16 protein-coding genes are annotated in these 18,660 nt (G+C 62.6%); 9 read left to right on the forward strand and 7 right to left on the reverse strand.

Features of this window, described 5'->3' with window-relative positions:
- Positions 1 to 41 precede the first annotated feature (41 nt).
- Positions 42 to 2,549 carry an ATP-dependent helicase HrpB gene (hrpB, locus tag HKK54_RS06110; protein WP_169386368.1) on the reverse strand — a complete coding sequence of 836 codons (2,508 nt, stop codon included), beginning with the start codon at positions 2,547 to 2,549 and terminating at the stop codon, positions 42 to 44.
- A gap of 189 nt (positions 2,550 to 2,738) precedes the next feature.
- Between hrpB and HKK54_RS06115 the strand changes: the two genes are divergently transcribed.
- Together HKK54_RS06115 and HKK54_RS06120 are read left to right on the forward strand one after the other, a co-directional pair.
- Entirely contained in the window at positions 2,739 to 3,158 is a 420-nt protein-coding gene (locus HKK54_RS06115; protein WP_003215492.1) for a hypothetical protein, read from the forward strand.
- Between the two features lie 15 nt (positions 3,159 to 3,173).
- A complete protein-coding gene (locus HKK54_RS06120; RefSeq protein ID WP_010174809.1) occupies positions 3,174 to 4,067 on the forward strand; it encodes a cation diffusion facilitator family transporter in 894 nt (297 codons plus the stop codon).
- Here HKK54_RS06120 and HKK54_RS06125 read toward each other — a convergent pair.
- Positions 4,064 to 5,194, reverse strand: a complete 1,131-nt coding sequence (locus HKK54_RS06125) for a DUF6515 family protein (protein ID WP_169386369.1) — start codon at positions 5,192 to 5,194, stop codon at positions 4,064 to 4,066. The genes HKK54_RS06120 and HKK54_RS06125 overlap by 4 nt on opposite strands.
- 414 nt (positions 5,195 to 5,608) lie before the next feature.
- Here HKK54_RS06125 and HKK54_RS06130 point away from each other — a divergent pair, with 414 nt between their 5' ends.
- A complete protein-coding gene (locus tag HKK54_RS06130; protein WP_003194418.1) occupies positions 5,609 to 6,088 on the forward strand; it encodes an Lrp/AsnC family transcriptional regulator in 480 nt (159 codons plus the stop codon).
- 186 nt (positions 6,089 to 6,274) lie between these two features.
- A complete protein-coding gene (locus tag HKK54_RS06135; RefSeq protein ID WP_026077819.1) occupies positions 6,275 to 6,484 on the forward strand; it encodes a DUF2788 domain-containing protein in 210 nt (69 codons plus the stop codon).
- On the opposite strand, the gene HKK54_RS06140 is transcribed toward HKK54_RS06135, so the two are convergent.
- The 4 genes from HKK54_RS06140 to HKK54_RS06155 all read right to left on the reverse strand — a co-directional run bounded on the left by HKK54_RS06140 (position 6,479) and on the right by HKK54_RS06155 (position 12,844).
- A complete protein-coding gene (locus tag HKK54_RS06140) occupies positions 6,479 to 7,120 on the reverse strand; it encodes a pseudouridine synthase (protein WP_029616066.1) in 642 nt (213 codons plus the stop codon). The genes HKK54_RS06135 and HKK54_RS06140 overlap by 6 nt on opposite strands.
- A 71-nt stretch (positions 7,121 to 7,191) precedes the next feature.
- Positions 7,192 to 8,691: an AMP nucleosidase gene (gene amn, locus HKK54_RS06145; protein WP_177325013.1), complete on the reverse strand. Its 1,500-nt coding sequence runs from the start codon at positions 8,689 to 8,691 to the stop codon at positions 7,192 to 7,194.
- Between the two features lie 33 nt (positions 8,692 to 8,724).
- Positions 8,725 to 10,377 carry an acyl-CoA dehydrogenase family protein gene (locus HKK54_RS06150; protein ID WP_169386371.1) on the reverse strand — a complete coding sequence of 551 codons (1,653 nt, stop codon included), beginning with the start codon at positions 10,375 to 10,377 and terminating at the stop codon, positions 8,725 to 8,727.
- An 88-nt stretch (positions 10,378 to 10,465) separates the two neighbouring features.
- A complete protein-coding gene (locus HKK54_RS06155; RefSeq protein ID WP_169386372.1) occupies positions 10,466 to 12,844 on the reverse strand; it encodes a hybrid sensor histidine kinase/response regulator in 2,379 nt (792 codons plus the stop codon).
- Between the two features lie 286 nt (positions 12,845 to 13,130).
- Here HKK54_RS06155 and HKK54_RS06160 point away from each other — a divergent pair, with 286 nt between their 5' ends.
- From HKK54_RS06160 to HKK54_RS06175, 4 genes are all read left to right on the forward strand, one after another.
- Positions 13,131 to 13,928, forward strand: a complete 798-nt coding sequence (locus HKK54_RS06160; protein ID WP_010174803.1) for a hydroxymethylpyrimidine/phosphomethylpyrimidine kinase — start codon at positions 13,131 to 13,133, stop codon at positions 13,926 to 13,928.
- Positions 13,929 to 13,946: 18 nt separating this feature from the next.
- Positions 13,947 to 14,570, forward strand: a complete 624-nt coding sequence (gene thiE, locus HKK54_RS06165) for a thiamine phosphate synthase (RefSeq protein WP_076014073.1) — start codon at positions 13,947 to 13,949, stop codon at positions 14,568 to 14,570.
- Between the two features lie 17 nt (positions 14,571 to 14,587).
- A complete protein-coding gene (gene hemL, locus HKK54_RS06170; RefSeq protein WP_063026923.1) occupies positions 14,588 to 15,871 on the forward strand; it encodes a glutamate-1-semialdehyde 2,1-aminomutase in 1,284 nt (427 codons plus the stop codon).
- A 225-nt stretch (positions 15,872 to 16,096) separates the two neighbouring features.
- A complete protein-coding gene (locus HKK54_RS06175) occupies positions 16,097 to 16,663 on the forward strand; it encodes a tetratricopeptide repeat protein (protein ID WP_169386373.1) in 567 nt (188 codons plus the stop codon).
- Positions 16,664 to 16,702: 39 nt separating this feature from the next.
- Here the strand turns inward: HKK54_RS06175 and HKK54_RS06180 are convergent, their stop codons facing one another.
- Positions 16,703 to 17,029: a DUF1820 family protein gene (locus HKK54_RS06180; protein ID WP_003215457.1), complete on the reverse strand. Its 327-nt coding sequence runs from the start codon at positions 17,027 to 17,029 to the stop codon at positions 16,703 to 16,705.
- A 133-nt stretch (positions 17,030 to 17,162) separates the two neighbouring features.
- On the opposite strand from HKK54_RS06180, the gene miaB reads away from it, so the two are divergent.
- Positions 17,163 to 18,491, forward strand: a complete 1,329-nt coding sequence (miaB, locus tag HKK54_RS06185) for a tRNA (N6-isopentenyl adenosine(37)-C2)-methylthiotransferase MiaB (protein WP_010174799.1) — start codon at positions 17,163 to 17,165, stop codon at positions 18,489 to 18,491.
- The last annotated feature ends 169 nt before the right edge of the window (positions 18,492 to 18,660 follow it).

Genomic DNA, 18,660 nt, shown 5'->3' on the forward strand with positions numbered 1-18,660 from the left:
ATCGCAGGCAAGCCAGCTCCCACAGTTGATCTTCCGCGCGCTTACTTTCTTGGTTTGATCCGAGCCGTAGGTTCAGCAATCAACGGATCATCCGGCCAGTAATGCTTCGGATACCGCCCCTTCAAATCCTTCTTCACCTCGGCGTACGTACTGCGCCAGAAATTGGCCAGATCCTGCGTTACTTGCACCGGGCGCCTTGCCGGCGACAACAGGTGCAGCTTGACCACCTGCCGTCCGCCGGCAATCCGCGGCGTGTCTGCCAGCCCGAACAATTCCTGCAGACGCACCGCCAGAATCGGCGGCTGCTCGCTGTAGTCCAGACGCACCGACGAGCCCGACGGCACCTTCAGATGGTGCGGCGCCAACTCGTCCAACCGCGCAGGCAACGGCCACGGCAGCAGGTTATGCAGGAAGCTGGAAATATCCAGATTGGAAAAATGGCTCAGGCGCGACACCTTGCCCAGGTACGGCATCAACCAATGTTCCAGGCTGGCGAGCAAGGCGCTGTCGCTGACATCCGGCCATTCGCTGGCCTTGCCGGTGTCCAGATGACGCAGCAGCATCACCCGCGCCTGCCATTGGCGCAGCTCCGGGGTCCAGGGCAGCAGTTCCAGGCCTTTGCGTCGCACCAGGTTGACCAGCGCCTGGCTGCGGGCAGACTCGTCCAGGCCGGTCAGCGGCTCGCGGCTGAGCACCAGCTCGCCGACCTTGCGCTGGCGTTCGGCGCGCAGCACGCCTTCGCGTTCGTCCCAGTCGAGTTGGTCGACATTGCGCACCTGCTCGGCCAGCACCGAGTCAAACAGCACCGGGTCAAAATCTGCCGCGAGGTAAATCCGTTCTTCGCGCTGGCCATGGCGGCTGCCCAAGTCGGCGATCACCAGCCAGGGTTGTTTCATCAGGCTGTCGGCCTCGGCGAACAGCGCAGCACGGCCGTTGGCCAGGCGGTATTCAGCCCCGCCGGCACGCCGTTGCTGGGCGACGCGGTCCGGGTAGGCCAGCGCCAGCAAGGCGCCCAGCCAGCGCGGGTGATCGGGATCAGACACAGGCTGCTCGGCCTTGCCTCTTAAATAACCACGGTATTGCCGGGCCAGTTGCCGGGCGCGCTGCACGCCACCTTGGGTGCCACGGGCCTTTTCTTCTCCGGACAACAACGCCAGCCGGCTGTGCAAGTCCGCACCGGCGCCGCGCAAGATATCGCGCTCACCCAACAGCGCTGCCACGTCACACGCCATGTGCGCCAAGCCCAAATCCTGCCCACGCAACAGCAGATGGGCGATGCGCGGATGCGCCGGCAACCCGGCCATTTTCTGGCCGTGGGCGGTCAGCTTGGCGTCGCTCAGCGCGCCCAATCGTTCGAGCAAATCCTGAGCCTGTGCATAAGCTGCAGTGGGCGGCACGTCGAGCCACACCAACTGAGTCGGCGCCACGCCCCAGCGGCCCAGTTGCAGGGCCAGGCCGGAAAGATCGGCCGAGAGAATTTCCGCACTGGAATACGCCGCCAGCCCTTCATGCTGGTCCTCGGACCACAACCGGTAACACACGCCCGGCTCCAGTCGCCCTGCCCGGCCGGCACGCTGGGTGGCGCTGGCGCGGGAGATGCGCTGGGTGTCGAGGCGGGTCATGCCGCTGCCCGGGTCGAATCGCGGGACCCGCGCCAGCCCGGCATCGATCACCACGCGCACGCCGTTGATGGTCAGGCTGGTCTCGGCAATGTTGGTGGCCAGCACTACTTTGCGCTTGCCGGCGGGCGCCGGGTCGATAGCGGCGCGTTGGGCGGCCAGGTCCAGTTCGCCGTGCAGCGGGCACAGCAGCACCTCGGGGTTATCGCCCAGTGCGTCAGCCAATTGCTGATGAACCCGACGAATCTCGGCCTGCCCCGGCAGGAAAACCAGCACGCTGCCGGTCTCGTCGTGCAGGGCTTCCAGGAGGGTCTGCACCAACCGTGGCTCGATAAATTCGCCAGGCTGGAATGGCCGGCCCCAGCGCATCTGCACCGGGTACATGCGCCCTTCGCTGCGCAGGATCGGCGCATCGTCCAGCAACCCGGCCAGACGCTCGCCTTCCAGGGTGGCCGACATCAGCAGGATTTTCAGCGGCTGCTCGTCGCGAAACAGGTCCCGGCCATTCAGGCTCAGGGCCAGCGCGAGGTCGGCGTCCAGGCTGCGCTCGTGGAATTCATCGAAGATCAGCAAACCTACGCCGTCCAGCGCCGGGTCATCCTGCAAACGGCGGGTGAGGATGCCTTCGGTGACCACTTCGATCCGGGTGTTGGGGCCGACTTTACTGTCCAGCCGGATGCGGTAGCCGACGGTTTCGCCGACCTTTTCACCCAGTTCGCTGGCCAGGCGCTCGGCGGCGGCGCGTGCGGCCAGGCGCCGGGGCTCAAGCATCAGGATGGTTTGCCCGGCCAGCCAGGGTTCATTCAACAGCGCCAACGGCACCCGTGTGGTTTTACCGGCGCCGGGCGGAGCTTCGAGCACGGCTTCATGGCGCGTCGCCAGGGCGTCACGCAGGGCAGGTAAAACATCATCGATTGGCAACGAATTCATACTGGCTCCAAAGCAGAGCGGCGAGTATAACGGCGAACTGCCGGGTGTCGGTGGTGGTCTCAACGACACGACCCCGTCCTTACTGGAATGCGGTCAAAGGTGGGAGCTGGCTTGCCTGCTCCCACCTTTGATCATCGTCGCCTTGTAGACTGGCTTATAGTCACTTTCATTATGTTCAAGGAGAGTTCCATGCGTGTTGCTTCCCGTGTCATCGGCGGTGTTCTGGCCGTCACCCTGCTGAGCCAGTTGACGGCTTGCGGCTCGATTTTCTACCCCGACCGCCGTGGCCAGATCGACGGCAAGATCGACCCGGCGATTGCCGTGCTCGATGCGGTCGGCCTGCTGTTCTACGTGATCCCGGGCCTGATCGCCTTCGGTGTCGACTTCGCCACCGGCGCGATTTACTTCGAGCCTGGCAAGACCGCCCAGGTGGCCCCGGAAAAACTCCAGCAAGCCATCGGCGCCGACGGCAAGGTCGATAACGCCAAGCTGCAAACCATCATCCAGAAAGAAACCGGCCGTAACCTGCCGCTGGACGACCCGCGCATGATCCAGTTCAAGGGCAGCGTGCAACAACTCGCCACCCTGGGCCTGCAACCCGCCGCTTAAGGACTGACCCGCCCCATGACCAGCAGTCCAGAACACGCCCGGCTGTTGCGCCTGGCCACCCGCGCTTCCGTCGGCGTGGCCTGTGTGCTGATTGTGACCAAGGCCATCGCCTGGTGGCTCAGCGGCTCGGTGAGCATGCTCGCCGGGTTGACCGACTCGCTGCTCGACGGCGTCACCTCGCTGCTCAACTTGCTGGCCGTGCATTACGCGCTACGCCCAGCCGATGACGACCACCGTTATGGCCACGGCAAGGCGGAGTCCCTGTCGGGCATGGCCCAGGCGCTGTTTATCGCCGGCAGTGCGGTGCTGATCGCCTTCCAGGCGTTCCAGCGCTTGCAGCATCCGGAGCCGGTGGGCGCACCGTGGCTGAGTATCGGCGTGATCATTCTGTCCCTGGCGCTGACAGCGGCGCTGTTGGTCCTGCAACACCGGGTGATCCGCGAAACCGGCTCCAACGCCATTCGTGCCGACTCGCTGCACTACCGCTCCGACATGATGCTCAACGGCAGCATCCTGGTGGCACTGGTGCTGGCGGCGTTTGGTTTCCATCAGGTGGACGCCTGGTTCGGCCTGGGCATCGCGGCCTACATTTTGTGGAGCGCGATCCAGATCGCCCGGGAAAGTTTTTCGGTGTTGATGGACGAGGAACTGCCGCCGGACGTCAGCCAGCACATGCTGGAACTGGCGTGCAGCGTGCCCGGCGTACTGGGCGCCCATGACTTGCGCACACGGATTTCCGGCAGCCACTGGTTTGTGCAGTTGCACCTGGAATTGCCGGGGGAATTGAGTCTGTCTGTGGCCCATGGCATCAGCGACCAGGCCGCCGATGCCATTCACAACGCCTACCCGCGGGCCGAAGTGCTGGTGCACGCCGACCCGCAGGAAGTGGTCAAGGGCGCGAAGGCCTAGTACTGCACCTGATACCCGCGACTGGTCAGGCAGTTGCCCTGGGCCTGGCGGTAGGTTTGCACCACCGCCGGGTCTGGAGCGTAGGTGACGGTCCTTGGGTCAAAACCACTTTGTTGCACGGCCCAGCGATAGCAGTCATAACCGTCCTGCTGGACTTGCGCCGGTGACTGGCCGTTGGCCGGGTAAGCCACCACGTCATAACCATTGCCCTGGGGCACGGGTTGCGGCGCTGGCGCGGCCGGTGGCGGCTGCACCACTACGTACTGCTGGCTGCTTTCTTCGTAGGTGTAATAGGCACCGGCGGCGAGGAAGAACAGCGCGCTGCCCACCCACACTTCCCGCGCGTAGTCGGGCAGGTATTGCACGCGAATCCCGTACGGCGGCGTCACGACGACGTAGCGCGGGCCTTGCGGGCGGTACCAGTAGCCACCCGAAAAGAAGTAGTCCTGGCCGCGATACGGCACGCGGTAATTGCGGTCGGGGAAGCGGTCCACGATGTAACCCGGGCGGTATTGCGGACCTGGGCCCCAGCCATTGCCGTGCCCGTCGGGGCGGCCTGGCCAGCGGTGATCGTTGGGATGGTAGTTGTTGCCACCGCCGTTACCACCATTGAAGCCGGGCCGGCCCGGGCCACCCTGGCCGCCATTACCGGCTTGCCAATGCGGGTTGCCGTCGTTGCGACGCGGAATGTCCTGGTAATTGCCGGGGCGCGGTTCCTGGGTCTGGCGCACGGTATCCGGGCGACCCTGGATCGGCAGGTTATTGGCGGGCTGGGGCGCCTGGTGCGGGGGTTGCTGTTGATTGCCCTGCGGACGACCTTGCCACTGGCCGCCACCGTTCGGGCGCTCGAAATTCTGGTTCTGCGGTCGAGGCTGATTATTTTCGAAATGCTGATTCTGCGGACGCGGCTGATTGTTCTCGGGGCGGGGAGCTTCAGGACGCGGTTGATTGTTTTGCGGTCGAGGCTGGTTGTTCTGCGGCCGCGGCTGGTTATTGCCCGGGTGCCCTTCCGGGCCTCTTTCATGCTGACCACCGCCCTCCTGGCGTGGCGGGTCGTCGGCCATCACTTGCGCACCAACGCTCATCATCAGCAAACCAACACCTGCCAAACGCCAGATGCGCTTCATGCTATTCCTCACTGCGGATTAGGGCCTACACGTAAGACTGGAAAACCGGGGCCCGGTTCTGCGACAGGTTATCAGTCACGAGAAGTATTTTCGCAGGCAATAAAAAGGGGCGACCCGTCGGTCGCCCCTTGAGAACTTCGTCCTGGCTCAACGCTTTTGACGTTGGCTCACCTCACGCCGTCTTGTGGACAGTGTGCAGCCCGGGGGCCGGGGCAACCCTGTGGGGTTGGCGGCCGCAGCCGGCCTTATTGGCGGGCTGCAGTGGACTGTATGTCCGGGCAGTGATTCTGTTGATAACTCTACGCCTCGGCCTCAGGCAGATGATTGCGAAGATTGCGTCAATAAACAGTGCTTGCGCAATTTTTAACCCTGGATAGATAATTCGCCGCAATAGTTACGACAAAGGCCAGCCCCATGAGCAAACTTGACCGATACGACCTGAGTATTTTGGCGGAATTGCAGCGCGACGCGAGGATCTCCAACCAAGAGTTGGCCGAGCGGATCGGCCTGTCGCCTTCGCCGTGCTCACGCCGGGTCAAGCAATTGGAGGACGACGGCTACATCGCCCGCCAGGTCGCCTTGCTCGACCGCAAGATGCTCGGCCTGAGCCTGACAGCCTACGTGCTGATCGGCATGGACCGACACACCCCGGAGCGTTTCGAGAATTTCGAGGCGGCCATCCGCACCTTGCCGCAAGTGCTGGAGTGCAGCCTGGTGACCGGGATGGACGCCGACTACCAACTGAAGGTGGTGGTGCCGGACATGGATCACTATCAGAAACTGCTGCTGGGCCACCTGACCCGCATCGAAGGCGTCACCAGCGTGCGCTCAAGCTTTGTGCTGAACCAGGTGCTCAACAGTACCGAATTGCCGCTGACCCACCTGCGCACTTAAGACCAGCGCGGAACAAATGTGGGAGCTGGCTTGCCTGCGATGCAAACGACTCGGTCTTTCCGAGACACCGAGGTGATGCAATCGCAGGCAAGCCAGCTCCCACAGACCGACGCAGGTCAATGTTGAGCCTACGATGCTGGCGTATACTTCTGGCCCTACCCCGCCGGAAACGACCCGATGAACTCGATTGATCCCGCCGTGTTTGAAGAATGGATGATGACCGGCCTGGTCAGCATCCTGATCATTTTCATGGGCTTTATCGTCTGGGACCTGGCGAAGAAATCCAAGGCCGGGCGCTTTGGCTCGATGATCCTGTTCTTCGTGCTGGGCCTGGGCGTTGCCGCGTTCATCATCAAGAGCGTGGTGATCGGCCTGATCGAGTCCGGCGCCTTATAAGCGCGCCGGCACTTCCTTCCATTGGCCTTGATCCAGGCCGTCGATCGACCAGTCACCTATCCGCACCCGCACCAGCCGCAACGTCGGCAAGCCCACCGCCGCCGTCATGCGTCGTACCTGGCGGTTACGCCCCTCACGAATCACCAATTCCAGCCAATGGGTCGGCACGCTTTTGCGAAACCGCACCGGCGGGTTGCGCGGCCACAGTTGCGGCTCGTCCAGTTGCCGCGCTTCGGCGGGCAGGGTCATGCCGTCGTTGAGTTCCACGCCGTCGCGCAGGCGTTGCAACTGCTCCTCGGTCGGCTCGCCTTCCACCTGCACCCAGTAGGTTTTCGCCAGCTTGTGCTTGGGGTCGGCGATGCGCGCCTGCAACTGGCCGTCGTTGGTCAGCAGCAACAGGCCTTCGCTGTCACGGTCCAGGCGCCCGGCCGGGTAGATGCCGGGGATGTCGATGAAGTCCTTGAGGGTCGCCCGCCCGCCTTCGTCGCTGAACTGGGTCAGCACATCGAAGGGTTTATTGAACAGGATCAACTTGGGCTCGGCCGGTGGCGCCTTGGCGACACGACGCGGGGCTGACGAAGTTTGCGGACTTTTCACACCGGGGCGGCGAGAAACGGGGCGGGCAGGACGGGACATGGCAAAGGAACATCTAACGGTCAGGACCGACAATGCTAGTGGCCTGACCGTTAAATAACCATCCCAACCGTTTAGCGGAACGGCGGCTCGTCGAAGCTGCGCAGTTTGCGCGAGTGCAGCGAGTTGAGTTCAGTGCGCAACAGGTCCACCGCCTCGATGCCGATCTTCAAGTGCTGGCTGACCGCACGCTCATAGAACGCGTTGGCCGAACCCGGCAGCTTGATCTCACTGTGCAGCGGTTTATCCGACACACACAGCAACGTGCCGTACGGCACCCGCAGGCGGTAGCCCTGGGCGGCGATGGTGCCGCTTTCCATGTCCACGGCCACGGCGCGGGACAGGTTGATCAGCGGCCGTTCCTGGGCCCAGCGCAGCTCCCAGTTGCGGTCGTCGTAGGTCAGCACGGTGCCGGTGCGCAGGCGTTTTTTCAGCTCTTCGCCCTTCTCGCCGGTCACGTTGGCGGCCGCTTGCTGCAAGGCCATCTGCACTTCGGCCAGGGCCGGGATCGGGATGTTCGGCGGCACTACCCGGTCGAGAATCCCGTCGCGGCGCATGTAGGCGTGAGCCAGCACGTAGTCGCCGATGGTCTGGGACTGGCGCAGGCCGCCGCAGTGGCCAATCATCAACCAGCAATGCGGGCGCAACACCGCCAGGTGATCGGTGATGTTCTTGGCGTTGGACGGGCCGACGCCAATGTTCACCAGGGTCACACCGTGGCCATCGCTGGCTTGCAAGTGGTAGGCAGGCATCTGGTAACGGTGCCAGACCACGCCCGCAGCAATGGCAGACGCTTCGCCGTGGTCCATGCTCTTGTCGATGATCACGTTGCCCGGCAGCACCATGCGGATAAAGCGCGGGTCACTGCGCAGCTGTTCCAGGCCGTGCACGATGAACTGGTCAACGTAGCGGTGGTAGTTGGTCAGCAAAATCCACGGCTGCACATGGCGCCAGTCGCTGCCGGTGTAGTGCACCAGGCGGCGCAGGGAGAAGTCGACGCGGGCGGCGTCGAACAACGCCAATGGCAGTGGGTCGGTGTTTTCCCAATCGTAGAGACCATCGGCAATGCCATCGGTGGCAGCGGACAGGTCGGTACTCGGGAACACCCGCGCCAGCGTGGCGGCGGTCACGCCGGAGCCGGCAAGTTCGTCGCCCTGCTCCACCACGTACGGGTAGGGAATGTTCTGCTGGCTGACGCCCACCTCTACCGTCACGGTGAAGTCGTGCATCAACGGCACTAGTTGCTCCAGCAGGTATTTGCGGAAGGCTGACGGATGGGTGACGGTGACGCTGTAGGTCCCCGGCAACTGGACCTTGGCATATGCCCGGGTGGTCTGAGGGACTTCGCCCTGCACCAGGTAGGTCAGGCGAAGTTCCGGGTAGCGAAACAGCGCACGTTGTTCGGCATCGGGTTCGACGCGGTCTTTGAGGTAGCGCTTGAGGGCTTGATTGAGCGCGCCGGTAGCACGCTCATGGAGAGCCGCCAGCCGATCCACGGCTTCTTCGGCGGTTTGAACGACAACAAAAGCTTCGGTCACGGTAAGCATCCTGTGTTCTGACTTGCAGGCCTTCATCTTGCCTGTATCCCTGGCAGACGGGAACCTCCTTCAGAAACCTTGGGGTGTCGACCGGGCGACAATGGCCTCCACATCCACACCACGCGGCAAGGTGCCATACACCCGGCCCGACGACTCACCCAGCCGGCTGGCGATAAAGCCATCACTCACACTGGCATTGCCTGCCTCCAGCAACAGCTTGGCCTGCAACGCCACCGCAATGTCTTCGGTAAGTTGCCGGGCACGGTACTGGATGTCCTGGGTGTCCATGAACGCCGACTTCAGCTGTTCGATGTGCCGTGCCAGGTGCTGGTGACCATGGCCATCCCCCAACTCGACAAACAATGCCTCCAACACGCCCGGCTCTTTCGACAGCGCCCGCAGCACATCCAGGCACTGCACGTTGCCGGAACCTTCCCACGTCGAGTTGACCGGCGCCTCACGGTACAGACGCGGCAAAATGCTGTCCTCCACATACCCGGCGCCGCCCATGCACTCGGCAGCTTCGTTGATCATCGCCGGGGCACGTTTGCAGATCCAATATTTGCCCACCGCCGTTACCAACCGGGCGAATTTGGCCTCTTGCTCGTTATCCAGATGGTCCAGCGCGCGGCCCATGCGCATGCTCAAGGCCAGGGACGCCTCGCTTTCCAGCGCCAGGTCGGCCAGCACGTTTTGCATCAGCGGTTGCTCGCTGAGCACCCGGCCACCCACCAGGCGATGGGCGCAATGATGGCTGGCCTGGGTCAGCGCCTGGCGCATCAGGGCACTGGAGCCGACCATGCAATCGAAACGGGTCATGGCCACCATCTCGATAATGGTCGGTACGCCGCGCCCTTCTTCGCCGATCATCCAGGCCAGCGCACCGCGAAACTCCACTTCGCTGGAGGCGTTGGAGCAATTGCCGAGTTTGTTTTTCAGGCGCTGGATGTAGAACTCGTTGCGGGTGTCGTCCGGGCGGTGCCGGGGCAGCAGGAAACAGGTCAGGCCCTTGTCAGTCTGCGCCAGGGTGAGAAAGGCGTCGCACATCGGCGCCGAGCAGAACCACTTGTGCCCCACCAGTTCATACGCCTGGCCCGGGCCGCCGGCGCCCACCGGGTAAGCGCGGGTGGTATTGGCGCGCACGTCGGTGCCGCCCTGTTTCTCGGTCATGGCCATGCCGATGGTCGCGCCGGCCTTGTGGGCAATGCCGACGTTGCGTGGGTCATATTCGGTGGCGAGGATTTTCGGCAGCCAGGTATCAGCCAGGTCCGGCTGCAAGCGCAGGGCCGGGACGCAGGCGAAGGTCATGGTCAGCGGGCAGCCGGTGCCGGCTTCGGCCTGGCTGTGCAGGTAGGTCATCGCGGCGCGGGCCACGTGGGCGCCGGTTTGCGGATGAGCCCACGGCAACGACGGCAGGCCATGTTCGACGGCGGTGCGCATCAGTTCGTGGTACGCCGGATGAAACTCCACCAGGTCGATGCGATGACCAAACCGGTCGTGGCTGTTGAACACCGGCTTGTTCTGGTTGGCCAAAAAACCGGCCTCCATCAGAGGCCCGCCCGCCAGCGCACCATAGGTATCGATGCGCTGCTCGGCCCAGCCGGCGCCAAAACGCCGGGACCAGTCTTGCAGGGGCAAATCGATACGGTACAGGTTGGTGCCGTCCAGGGACGGTGGCTGGTTGGTGACGTCGTGGGTTTCGGCGAACGGGTGCAGGTTCATGACGGGCCTCCTGAAAAAAGGCCACGTTCATTGAGGCCTGAATTTCAGTTAAGCACCGTCACCTGGCTTAAAAAAGTGGCATACACGCCTAATTCGCGGCGCTTTCGCCCTCGACCTGATGCAGCAACCGCAGTTGCAGCACCAACTGCAAGGCTTCGAAGCGTACCGGTTTGGTCACTCGATCGGTGATACCCACGCCGTGGCAGCTCTCGCGTTCCGGCGCATGCTGCGAGGTGCTCAAGGCGATCACTGGCAGTTCGCCACAGCCGGGCAACGCACGAATCTGACAGCACAGAGAGAACCCGCCCTCCGGCACATCCAGCAACACTGCATCGAAGGTTTCACTCTGCAACAGCGCCAGGGCGGCCGGCCCGTTGTCGACGGTTTTCACGCGGTAACCGAGCTTGAGCAACATGCCGCGCACCACCAGTTGGGCCACGCTGTTGTCGTCTACCAGCAACACTGCGCACTCCTGAGGGCTGCGTTGTGGCTGCGGTACTCGCCGCACTGGCGCTGGCTCGGGTTGCACCGGGCTGACAGCCAGTTCCAGCTGGAAGCGGCTGCCACGCCGCGGCTCGGAATTGTGGGTGAGGCGCCCACCGAGCAATTCGATCAATTGCCGGCAGATTGCCAGGCCGATGCCCATGCCGCCGTACCGACGCGTGGTCGAGCCATCAAGCTGGAAGAAGCGCTGGTAAAGGGTCGCTTCATCGAGGTAAGCGAACCCGATGCCGGTGTCGGTCACGATAAAGGTCAGGCGCAACGTCCCGTCAGCCTGGGGCACGCCGACTACCCGCACCCGCACCGAACCTTCGTGGGTGAACTTGAAGGCGTTGTCCAACAGGCAATCCAGGCATTGCGCCAACTTGCCGGGATCAGCGTTGATGCGGTCCGGCAGCTCATCCGCCAGGTCGATCGAAAACTCCAGGCCCTTACTCTGGGCGCTGGTCGCGAACTGCTGGCGCAAGGTGTCGAGCACGCCACGCAGGCTGAACACCTCGGGTTGCGGGCTGAGGCGCCCGGCCTGCAGTTCGGTGAGGGTCAGGATGCCGTTGACCATGCGCATCATCTCGCGGGCCGAGCCGGCGGCAGTTTGGTGATACTGGGCGAGGTCGCCTTGCAGCGGCTCGGTCTGCATCAACTCCAGGGAGCCGATCACGCCGTTCATCGGCGTGCGCAGTTCGTGGGTCAAGGTGGCGAGGAATTCATCCTTGAGCTGGTTGCTGTGGGCCAGTTGGGTGTTGAGCACTTCGAGTTTCTGGCTGGCATCAAACAGGATTTGCGCCTGCTGCTCACGCATCGAGTTGATGCGGTCGGCCAGTGCCAGGGACAGCAAGGCTACTTCGAGTGCCGAGCCGATCTGGCTGGCGTACATCGTGAGGAACACATTGGGCAGGTAGCCCAGCACCATCATCGTATTGACCACCCCGCCCAGCAGGAACGCGGTCCAGGCAATGATGAAGTAACGCGCCATCCTCTGGCCGCAGTACCAGGCCTTGATGGCCGCGACGAAGATAGTCACGGTGAACACCAGCGCCAAACCGGTGGCCAGGCGCAGGGCCAATGCATAACTGGTGAACAGCGCCAGCACCATCACCGCCGCACCGCTGACCGCCAGCGCCAGTAACAGCCGATTGATCCAGCGACTGTAAAGCGCGGTGTGCAGGAAGCTGCGGGCAAACAGGCTGCCGAACAGCGCCGCCGAACCGATCAGGAACGGCACCGCCGCATTCGCCCACCACGGGTTATCAGGCCAGAAGTACTGCACGGCCACGCCATTGACCGACAGTTGATACAGGCCGAACGAAGCAATGTAGAGGATGTAATAGAGGTAGCTGGTGTCGCGCACGCTCAGGTAGATGAACAGGTTGTAGACCAGCATGCCGAGCAGCACGCCGTAGATCACGCCCAGCACGTACAGGCGCAGCGGCTGTTCTTCGAGGTACGCGGTGGTAGACCAGAGGGTCAGCGGTGCCTGGATCGAGCCCTGGCTTTGCAGGCGCAGGTACAGGGTTTCCCGTTGGTCCGGCGCGAAGTCGAGCTTGAACAGGTAGTTACTCTGGCGAATTTCACGGCTGGAAAACGGCAGGCTACTGCCGGTGCGCGAGACCAGTCGATAGTTGCCGACGCTGTCGGGCTCGTAGAGTTCCAGTTGGTTGAGCGGCGGATACGCCAGTTCCAGCAGCCAGTGGCGCGAGACATCCAGAATTGTCGGACGGTAATGCAGGTCGAGCTTGAGCCAGAACACCGAGCGCGAATAGCCGGCATTCAGGGTGGCTTTGTCATGGGTCTTGAAGCGACTGGCGAGGACTGGCGAGCTGATATCGCCAATGGTCAGGGCGCCACTTGGGTCTTCAAGCACTTGCATCACTTGGCCCAGGGGCAACCGCGTGGTGGTCTCGTTGAACTCGACTGCGCCGGCCAGCATCGGCAGCCCGCTCAACAGTAACATCAGCAAATAGCGCATAGAGCCCCAGCGTGACCTGTCCGGTTATGTCAAAAGCCTCCATTCCTTTTGAGCAGACGTATACCGGCGATACAGTTATTGGTTTGGATCCACTCTAGCATAGCCATTACAGGCCAAAAGACACCATTGAAATAATTTTTTGAAAGGCTCTAGAACGGGCATTACAGAGTATTTGACCTGTATTTTCGCGTGATAGCAAACAGCCATTTCGTCCGACTCCTCCGCTAAAAATTCAACCATCGCCCGACAGCCACCCAAAAAGCGTTTGGTGGTAAGCTCGCGCACCATGAATATCTACAGCTCTCGCCCCGTTGTCCTCTGTCTCTCCGGCCATGATCCCAGTGGTGGCGCCGGCTTGCAGGCAGATATCGAAGCCCTGCTCGCCCAGGGTTGTCATGCGGCCCCGGCCGTCACCGCGTTGACCGTGCAGAACACCGTCAACGTCAGCGATTTCCGCGTGCTGGACCGCGAGTGGGTGCTGGCCCAGGCCAACGCCGTGCTCGGCGACTCCGACGTCGCGGCGGTGAAGCTGGGCATGCTCGGTTCCCTGGAGATGGTCGACACTGTGGTCGAACTGCTCCAGGCGCACCCGCATTTGCCGGTGGTCTGCGACCCGGTGCTGCGCGCCGGTGGCGGCGGCAGCCTGGGCAAGGACGAAGTCGGCTATGCCATGCGCGAACGGCTGTTGCCGCTGTCGCTGATCGCCACGCCAAACCTGCCCGAAGCGCGCATCCTCGCTGAACTGCCCGAGGGCACGGCGGACGAGTGCGCCGCCAGGCTGCTGCCGTTCATCAAGCACCTGCTGATCACCGGCGGCCATGGCGACGAGCACGAAGTGCACAACCGCCTCTACAGCCGCGACGGCACGCACCAGACCTTTACCTGCCAGCGCCTGCCCGGCAGTTATCACGGTTCCGGCTGCACCCTGGCCAGCGCGCTGGCCGGTCGGCTGGCACAGGGCGAAGGTTTGGTGAGCGCGGTGCAATCAGCCCTCAACTACACTTGGCGCACCCTGCGTGACGCTGAACAACTCGGCCAGGGGCAATTCGTGCCTCGTCGTCTGCCGTTGGATTTCTGCTCGTAATACCAAGAGGCCTGTCCGATGAAACTACGTGGCCTTTATGCCATTACCGACAGCCAACTGTTGGCCGGCAAGTTCCTGGCCTACGTCGAAGCGGCGTTGGACGGTGGCGTGACCCTGTTGCAATACCGCGATAAAAGCAGCGACGAAGCGCGCCGCCTGCGGGAAGCCGAAAAACTGCGTGAGCTGTGCTCGCGCTACAAGACACAGCTGATCATCAACGATGACGCCGAACTGGCCGCGCGCCTCGGCGTCGGCGTACACCTGGGCCAGACCGACGGCCCGCTGACCCCGGCTCGTGCGCTGCTGGGCTCCAAGGCGATCATCGGTTCCACCTGCCACAGCCAGATCGAGCTGGCCGAGCAGGCCGCCAAAGAGGGCGCCAGTTACGTCGCCTTCGGCCGCTTCTTCAACTCCAACACCAAGCCCGGCGCCCCGGCGGCCACCGTTGAACTGCTGGCCCAGGCCCGCGCGCGGTTGCACCTGCCGATCTGCGTGATTGGCGGCATCACCTTGGAAAACGCCGAACCACTGGTGGCCCACGGTGCCGACCTGCTGGCGGTGGTGCACGGCCTGTTTGGTGCCGACAGCACTCAGGAAGTCACCCGCCGCGCCCGCGCCTTTAACGATCTTCTAAAATCTTGAATTCAGAGAACACGATCATGTCCCGTTCCGAAACCCTGTTTGCCAATGCCCAGAAACACATCCCCGGCGGTGTGAACTCCCCCGTGCGAGCGTTCAAGAGCGTTGGCGGCACCCCGTTGTTCTTCAAACATGCCGAAGGCGCCTACGTCACCGACGAAGATGACAAGCGCTACGTCGACTACGTGGGTTCGTGGGGCCCGATGATCCTCGGCCACAGCCACCCGGACGTGCTGGATGCAGTACGCCAGCAACTGCAACACGGCCTGTCCTATGGCGCACCCACCGCCATGGAAACCGAGATGGCTGATCTGGTCTGCTCCATCGTGCCGTCCATGGAGATGGTGCGGATGGTCAGCTCCGGCACCGAAGCCACCATGAGTGCGATTCGCCTGGCCCGTGGTTTCACCGGCCGCGACAGCATCATCAAGTTCGAAGGCTGCTACCACGGCCACTCCGACAGCCTGCTGGTCAAGGCCGGTTCCGGCGCACTGACCCAGGGCGTACCGAGCTCCGCCGGGGTGCCGGCCGCGTTTGCCAAACACACCCTGACCCTGCCGTTCAACGACATCGCCGCCGTCGAGCAGATGCTCAGCGAAGTCGGCCAGGAAGTGGCCTGCATCATCGTCGAGCCAGTGGCCGGCAACATGAACTGCGTGCCGCCGGCACCGGGCTTTCTGGAAGGCCTGCGCGAACAGTGCGACAAGCACGGCGTGGTATTGATTTTTGATGAAGTGATGACCGGTTTCCGCGTTGCCCTCGGCGGCGCCCAGGCGTACTACGGCGTGACGCCCGACCTGAGCACCTTCGGCAAAATCATCGGTGGCGGCATGCCGGTGGGCTGCTTCGGCGGCAAGCGTGAAATCATGCAACACATCGCGCCACTGGGCCCGGTGTACCAGGCGGGCACGCTCTCGGGTAACCCGCTGGCCATGGCCGCCGGCCTGACCACCCTGCGCCTGATCAGCCGCCCGGGCTTCCACGCCGAACTGACCGACTACACCACCCGCCTGCTGGACGGCCTGCAACAGCGTGCCGACGCGGCTGGCATTCCGTTCGTGACCACCCAAGCGGGCGGCATGTTCGGCCTGTACTTCAGCGGCGCCGACGACATCGTCACCTTCGACGACGTGATGGGTAGCGATGCCGATCTGTTCAAGCGCTTCTTCCACCTGATGCTGGAAGGTGGCGTGTACCTGGCACCGAGCGCCTTTGAAGCCGGTTTCACCTCGATTGCCCATGGTGATGCCGAGCTGAAACTGACACTCGATGCCGCTGAACGCGCCTTTGCCGCCTTGAAATAAGCGCCTCAAAAACCTGACGTCGCCCCTGGCGGCGTCAGATTTGCTACTTTGCTTACAGATATTTCCGTCTTTTTTCGAGAATTTACCTGCAATCCGGCAGATAACTTGCCCACGCAGCAGAAAAACGAGTAAAGACTTTGTAAGCAGGTGCCTGCTTATTTCATAATGCGCGCTTATTGGATCCCCCCGTGGGTCCCGCGCCCCGTCAGAGGTAAGTCGATTCCCATGAAACGCACCGGCCGCACCCTGGTTCTGGGCTGCCTGTTGCTCCTTCAGCCGCTGCTGGCGTTTGCCCAGGCAGGCGGCAACTCGTTGTTAATCCCAGCGATGGGTCGTTGCACCCTCAATACCCAGCCAGAAAGCCAGGCCGAAGCCCTGAGCGCGTGCCAGAAACAGGCCGATGCCGGGGATGCGCAGGCGCAATACGAGTTGGGCGAGTACTTCTACGACAGTAAAAACCCCGCACGCGACCTCAACAAAGCCTTGAACTACTTCGAGAAAGCCTCGTTGCAAGGCCACGCTCAGGCGCAATTCCAGCTCGGCACCATGTTTTTCCATGGCGAAGGCGTACCGGCCAATAACGTTCAGGCGTATATCGTGCTGAAAATGGCGGCGGTCAATGGCGCCGAAGATGCGCTGGACACGGCCGACGAAGTGGCCGAGCACATGCAGCGCGACGAACTGGAAGTAGCGACCCAGGTACTGGGGCAGATTTTCCGCAACTACCTGCAGGAACTGCAGAGTGCAGATGGCAGCTCGCCATTCTCGCCACTGCCGGATCCTTCACGCTGAGGAATTGCTCCCATGCCTGGCATGGGAACATTCACGGTCTTACTTCTCTGGCATCGGCATCGGAAACGGCATGACGTTGCTCATGCCCCGGGCCTCGCTGATTTTCGGCGTCCCCAGGCGCTCGACTTCATCGATGCGCACAATCGAATGCATCGGCACAAAACTGCGCACCACGCCTTCGAACTGAGCCTTGAGTTTTTCCTCGCCCGGGTCGACGACCAGCTGTGTGCGCTCGCCAAAGACGAACTCTTCCACTTCCAGGAAGCCCCACAGATCACTTTGATAGATCTGCTTGGCGTACATTTCGAACACCTGGCCCTGGTTAAGGAAAATCACCTTGTAGATTGGAGCTTCACGTTTGGTCATGGTGGGCGGGTAACACATCGGGGGATATAAAAGAGGGCGCGAACTATAGCATGGCGTCCGATGCACAGTGCTAGGAACCTATCGGCATGCCCCCTATAATGCGCGGTTCTTTACCACCAGTTGACGATCCCCCATGGCCAAGAAGCTTTACATCGAAACCCACGGTTGCCAGATGAACGAGTACGACAGCTCGCGCATGGTCGATCTGCTGGGTGAACATCAGGCCCTGGAAGTCACCGCCCGCGCTGAAGATGCCGACGTGATCCTGCTCAATACCTGCTCGATCCGCGAGCGGGCCCAGGACCGGGTCTACTCGCAACTGGGCCGCTGGCGCGAGCTGAAACTGGCCAACCCGGACATGGTGATCGCCGTCGGCGGTTGCGTGGCCAGCCAGGAAGGCGCCGCCATCCGCGACCGCGCACCGTATGTCGACGTGGTCTTCGGCCCGCAAACCCTGCACCGCCTGCCGGAAATGATCGACGCCGCCCGCATCACCAAGCTGCCGCAAGTCGACGTCTCGTTCCCGGAAATCGAAAAATTCGACCACCTGCCCGAGCCGCGCATCGACGGCCCGAGCGCGTATGTGTCGGTGATGGAAGGTTGCAGCAAGTACTGCACCTTCTGCGTGGTGCCATACACTCGCGGCGAAGAAGTCAGCCGCCCGTTCGACGACGTGCTGGCGGAGATCATTCACCTGGCCGAGAACGGCGTGCGCGAAGTGACCCTGCTGGGGCAGAACGTCAACGGTTATCGCGGCCAGACCCACGACGGGCGCCTGGCTGACCTCGCGGAGCTGATCCGCGTGGTGGCTGCCGTCGACGGGATCGAGCGGATCCGCTACACCACCTCGCACCCGTTGGAGTTCTCCGACAGCCTGATCCAGGCCCACGCCGAAGTGCCGGAGCTGGTCAAACACCTGCATCTGCCAGTGCAATCGGGCTCGGACCGCATTCTGTCGGCCATGAAGCGCAACCACACCGCCCTGGAATACAAATCCAAACTGCGCAAATTGCGTGCAGCAGTGCCGGGGATTTGCATCAGTTCGGACTTTATCGTCGGCTTCCCCGGCGAAACCGAGAAAGATTTCCAGCAGACCATGAAGCTGATTGAAGACGTCGGTTTCGACTTCTCCTACTCCTTCGTCTACAGCCAGCGCCCGGGCACCCCGGCCGCCGACCTGCTCGACGAAACCCCGGAAGCGTTGAAGAAGGAGCGTTTGAACGCCCTGCAACACCGCCTCAACCAGCAGGGTTTCGAGATCAGCCGACAGATGGTGGGTTCGACCCAGCGCATCCTGGTCACCGACTACTCGAAAAAGGACCCTGGCGAATTGCAGGGCCGGACCGAGAACAACCGGATCGTCAACTTCCGTTGCGATAATCCGACGCTGATCGGGCAGTTCGCCGACGTGCACATCGACGCGGCGCAACCGCACTCGCTGCGCGGCTCGCTGGTTAACTGAGAGCCCGGTTTTCAAGGCAAATGAAGATCAAATGTGGGAGCTGGCTTGCCTGCGATAGCGATATAACAGGCAGCCTCTCTTTTGGACGTGCCGGCCTCATCGCAGGCAAGCCAGCTCCCACACTGGATCGCCTTTGTTCTTGAGAGCGGGTCCGGGATATATAAGTGCT

It is taken from the genome of Pseudomonas sp. ADAK13 (assembly GCF_012935715.1).
Taxonomy (GTDB): Bacteria; Pseudomonadota; Gammaproteobacteria; order Pseudomonadales; family Pseudomonadaceae; genus Aquipseudomonas.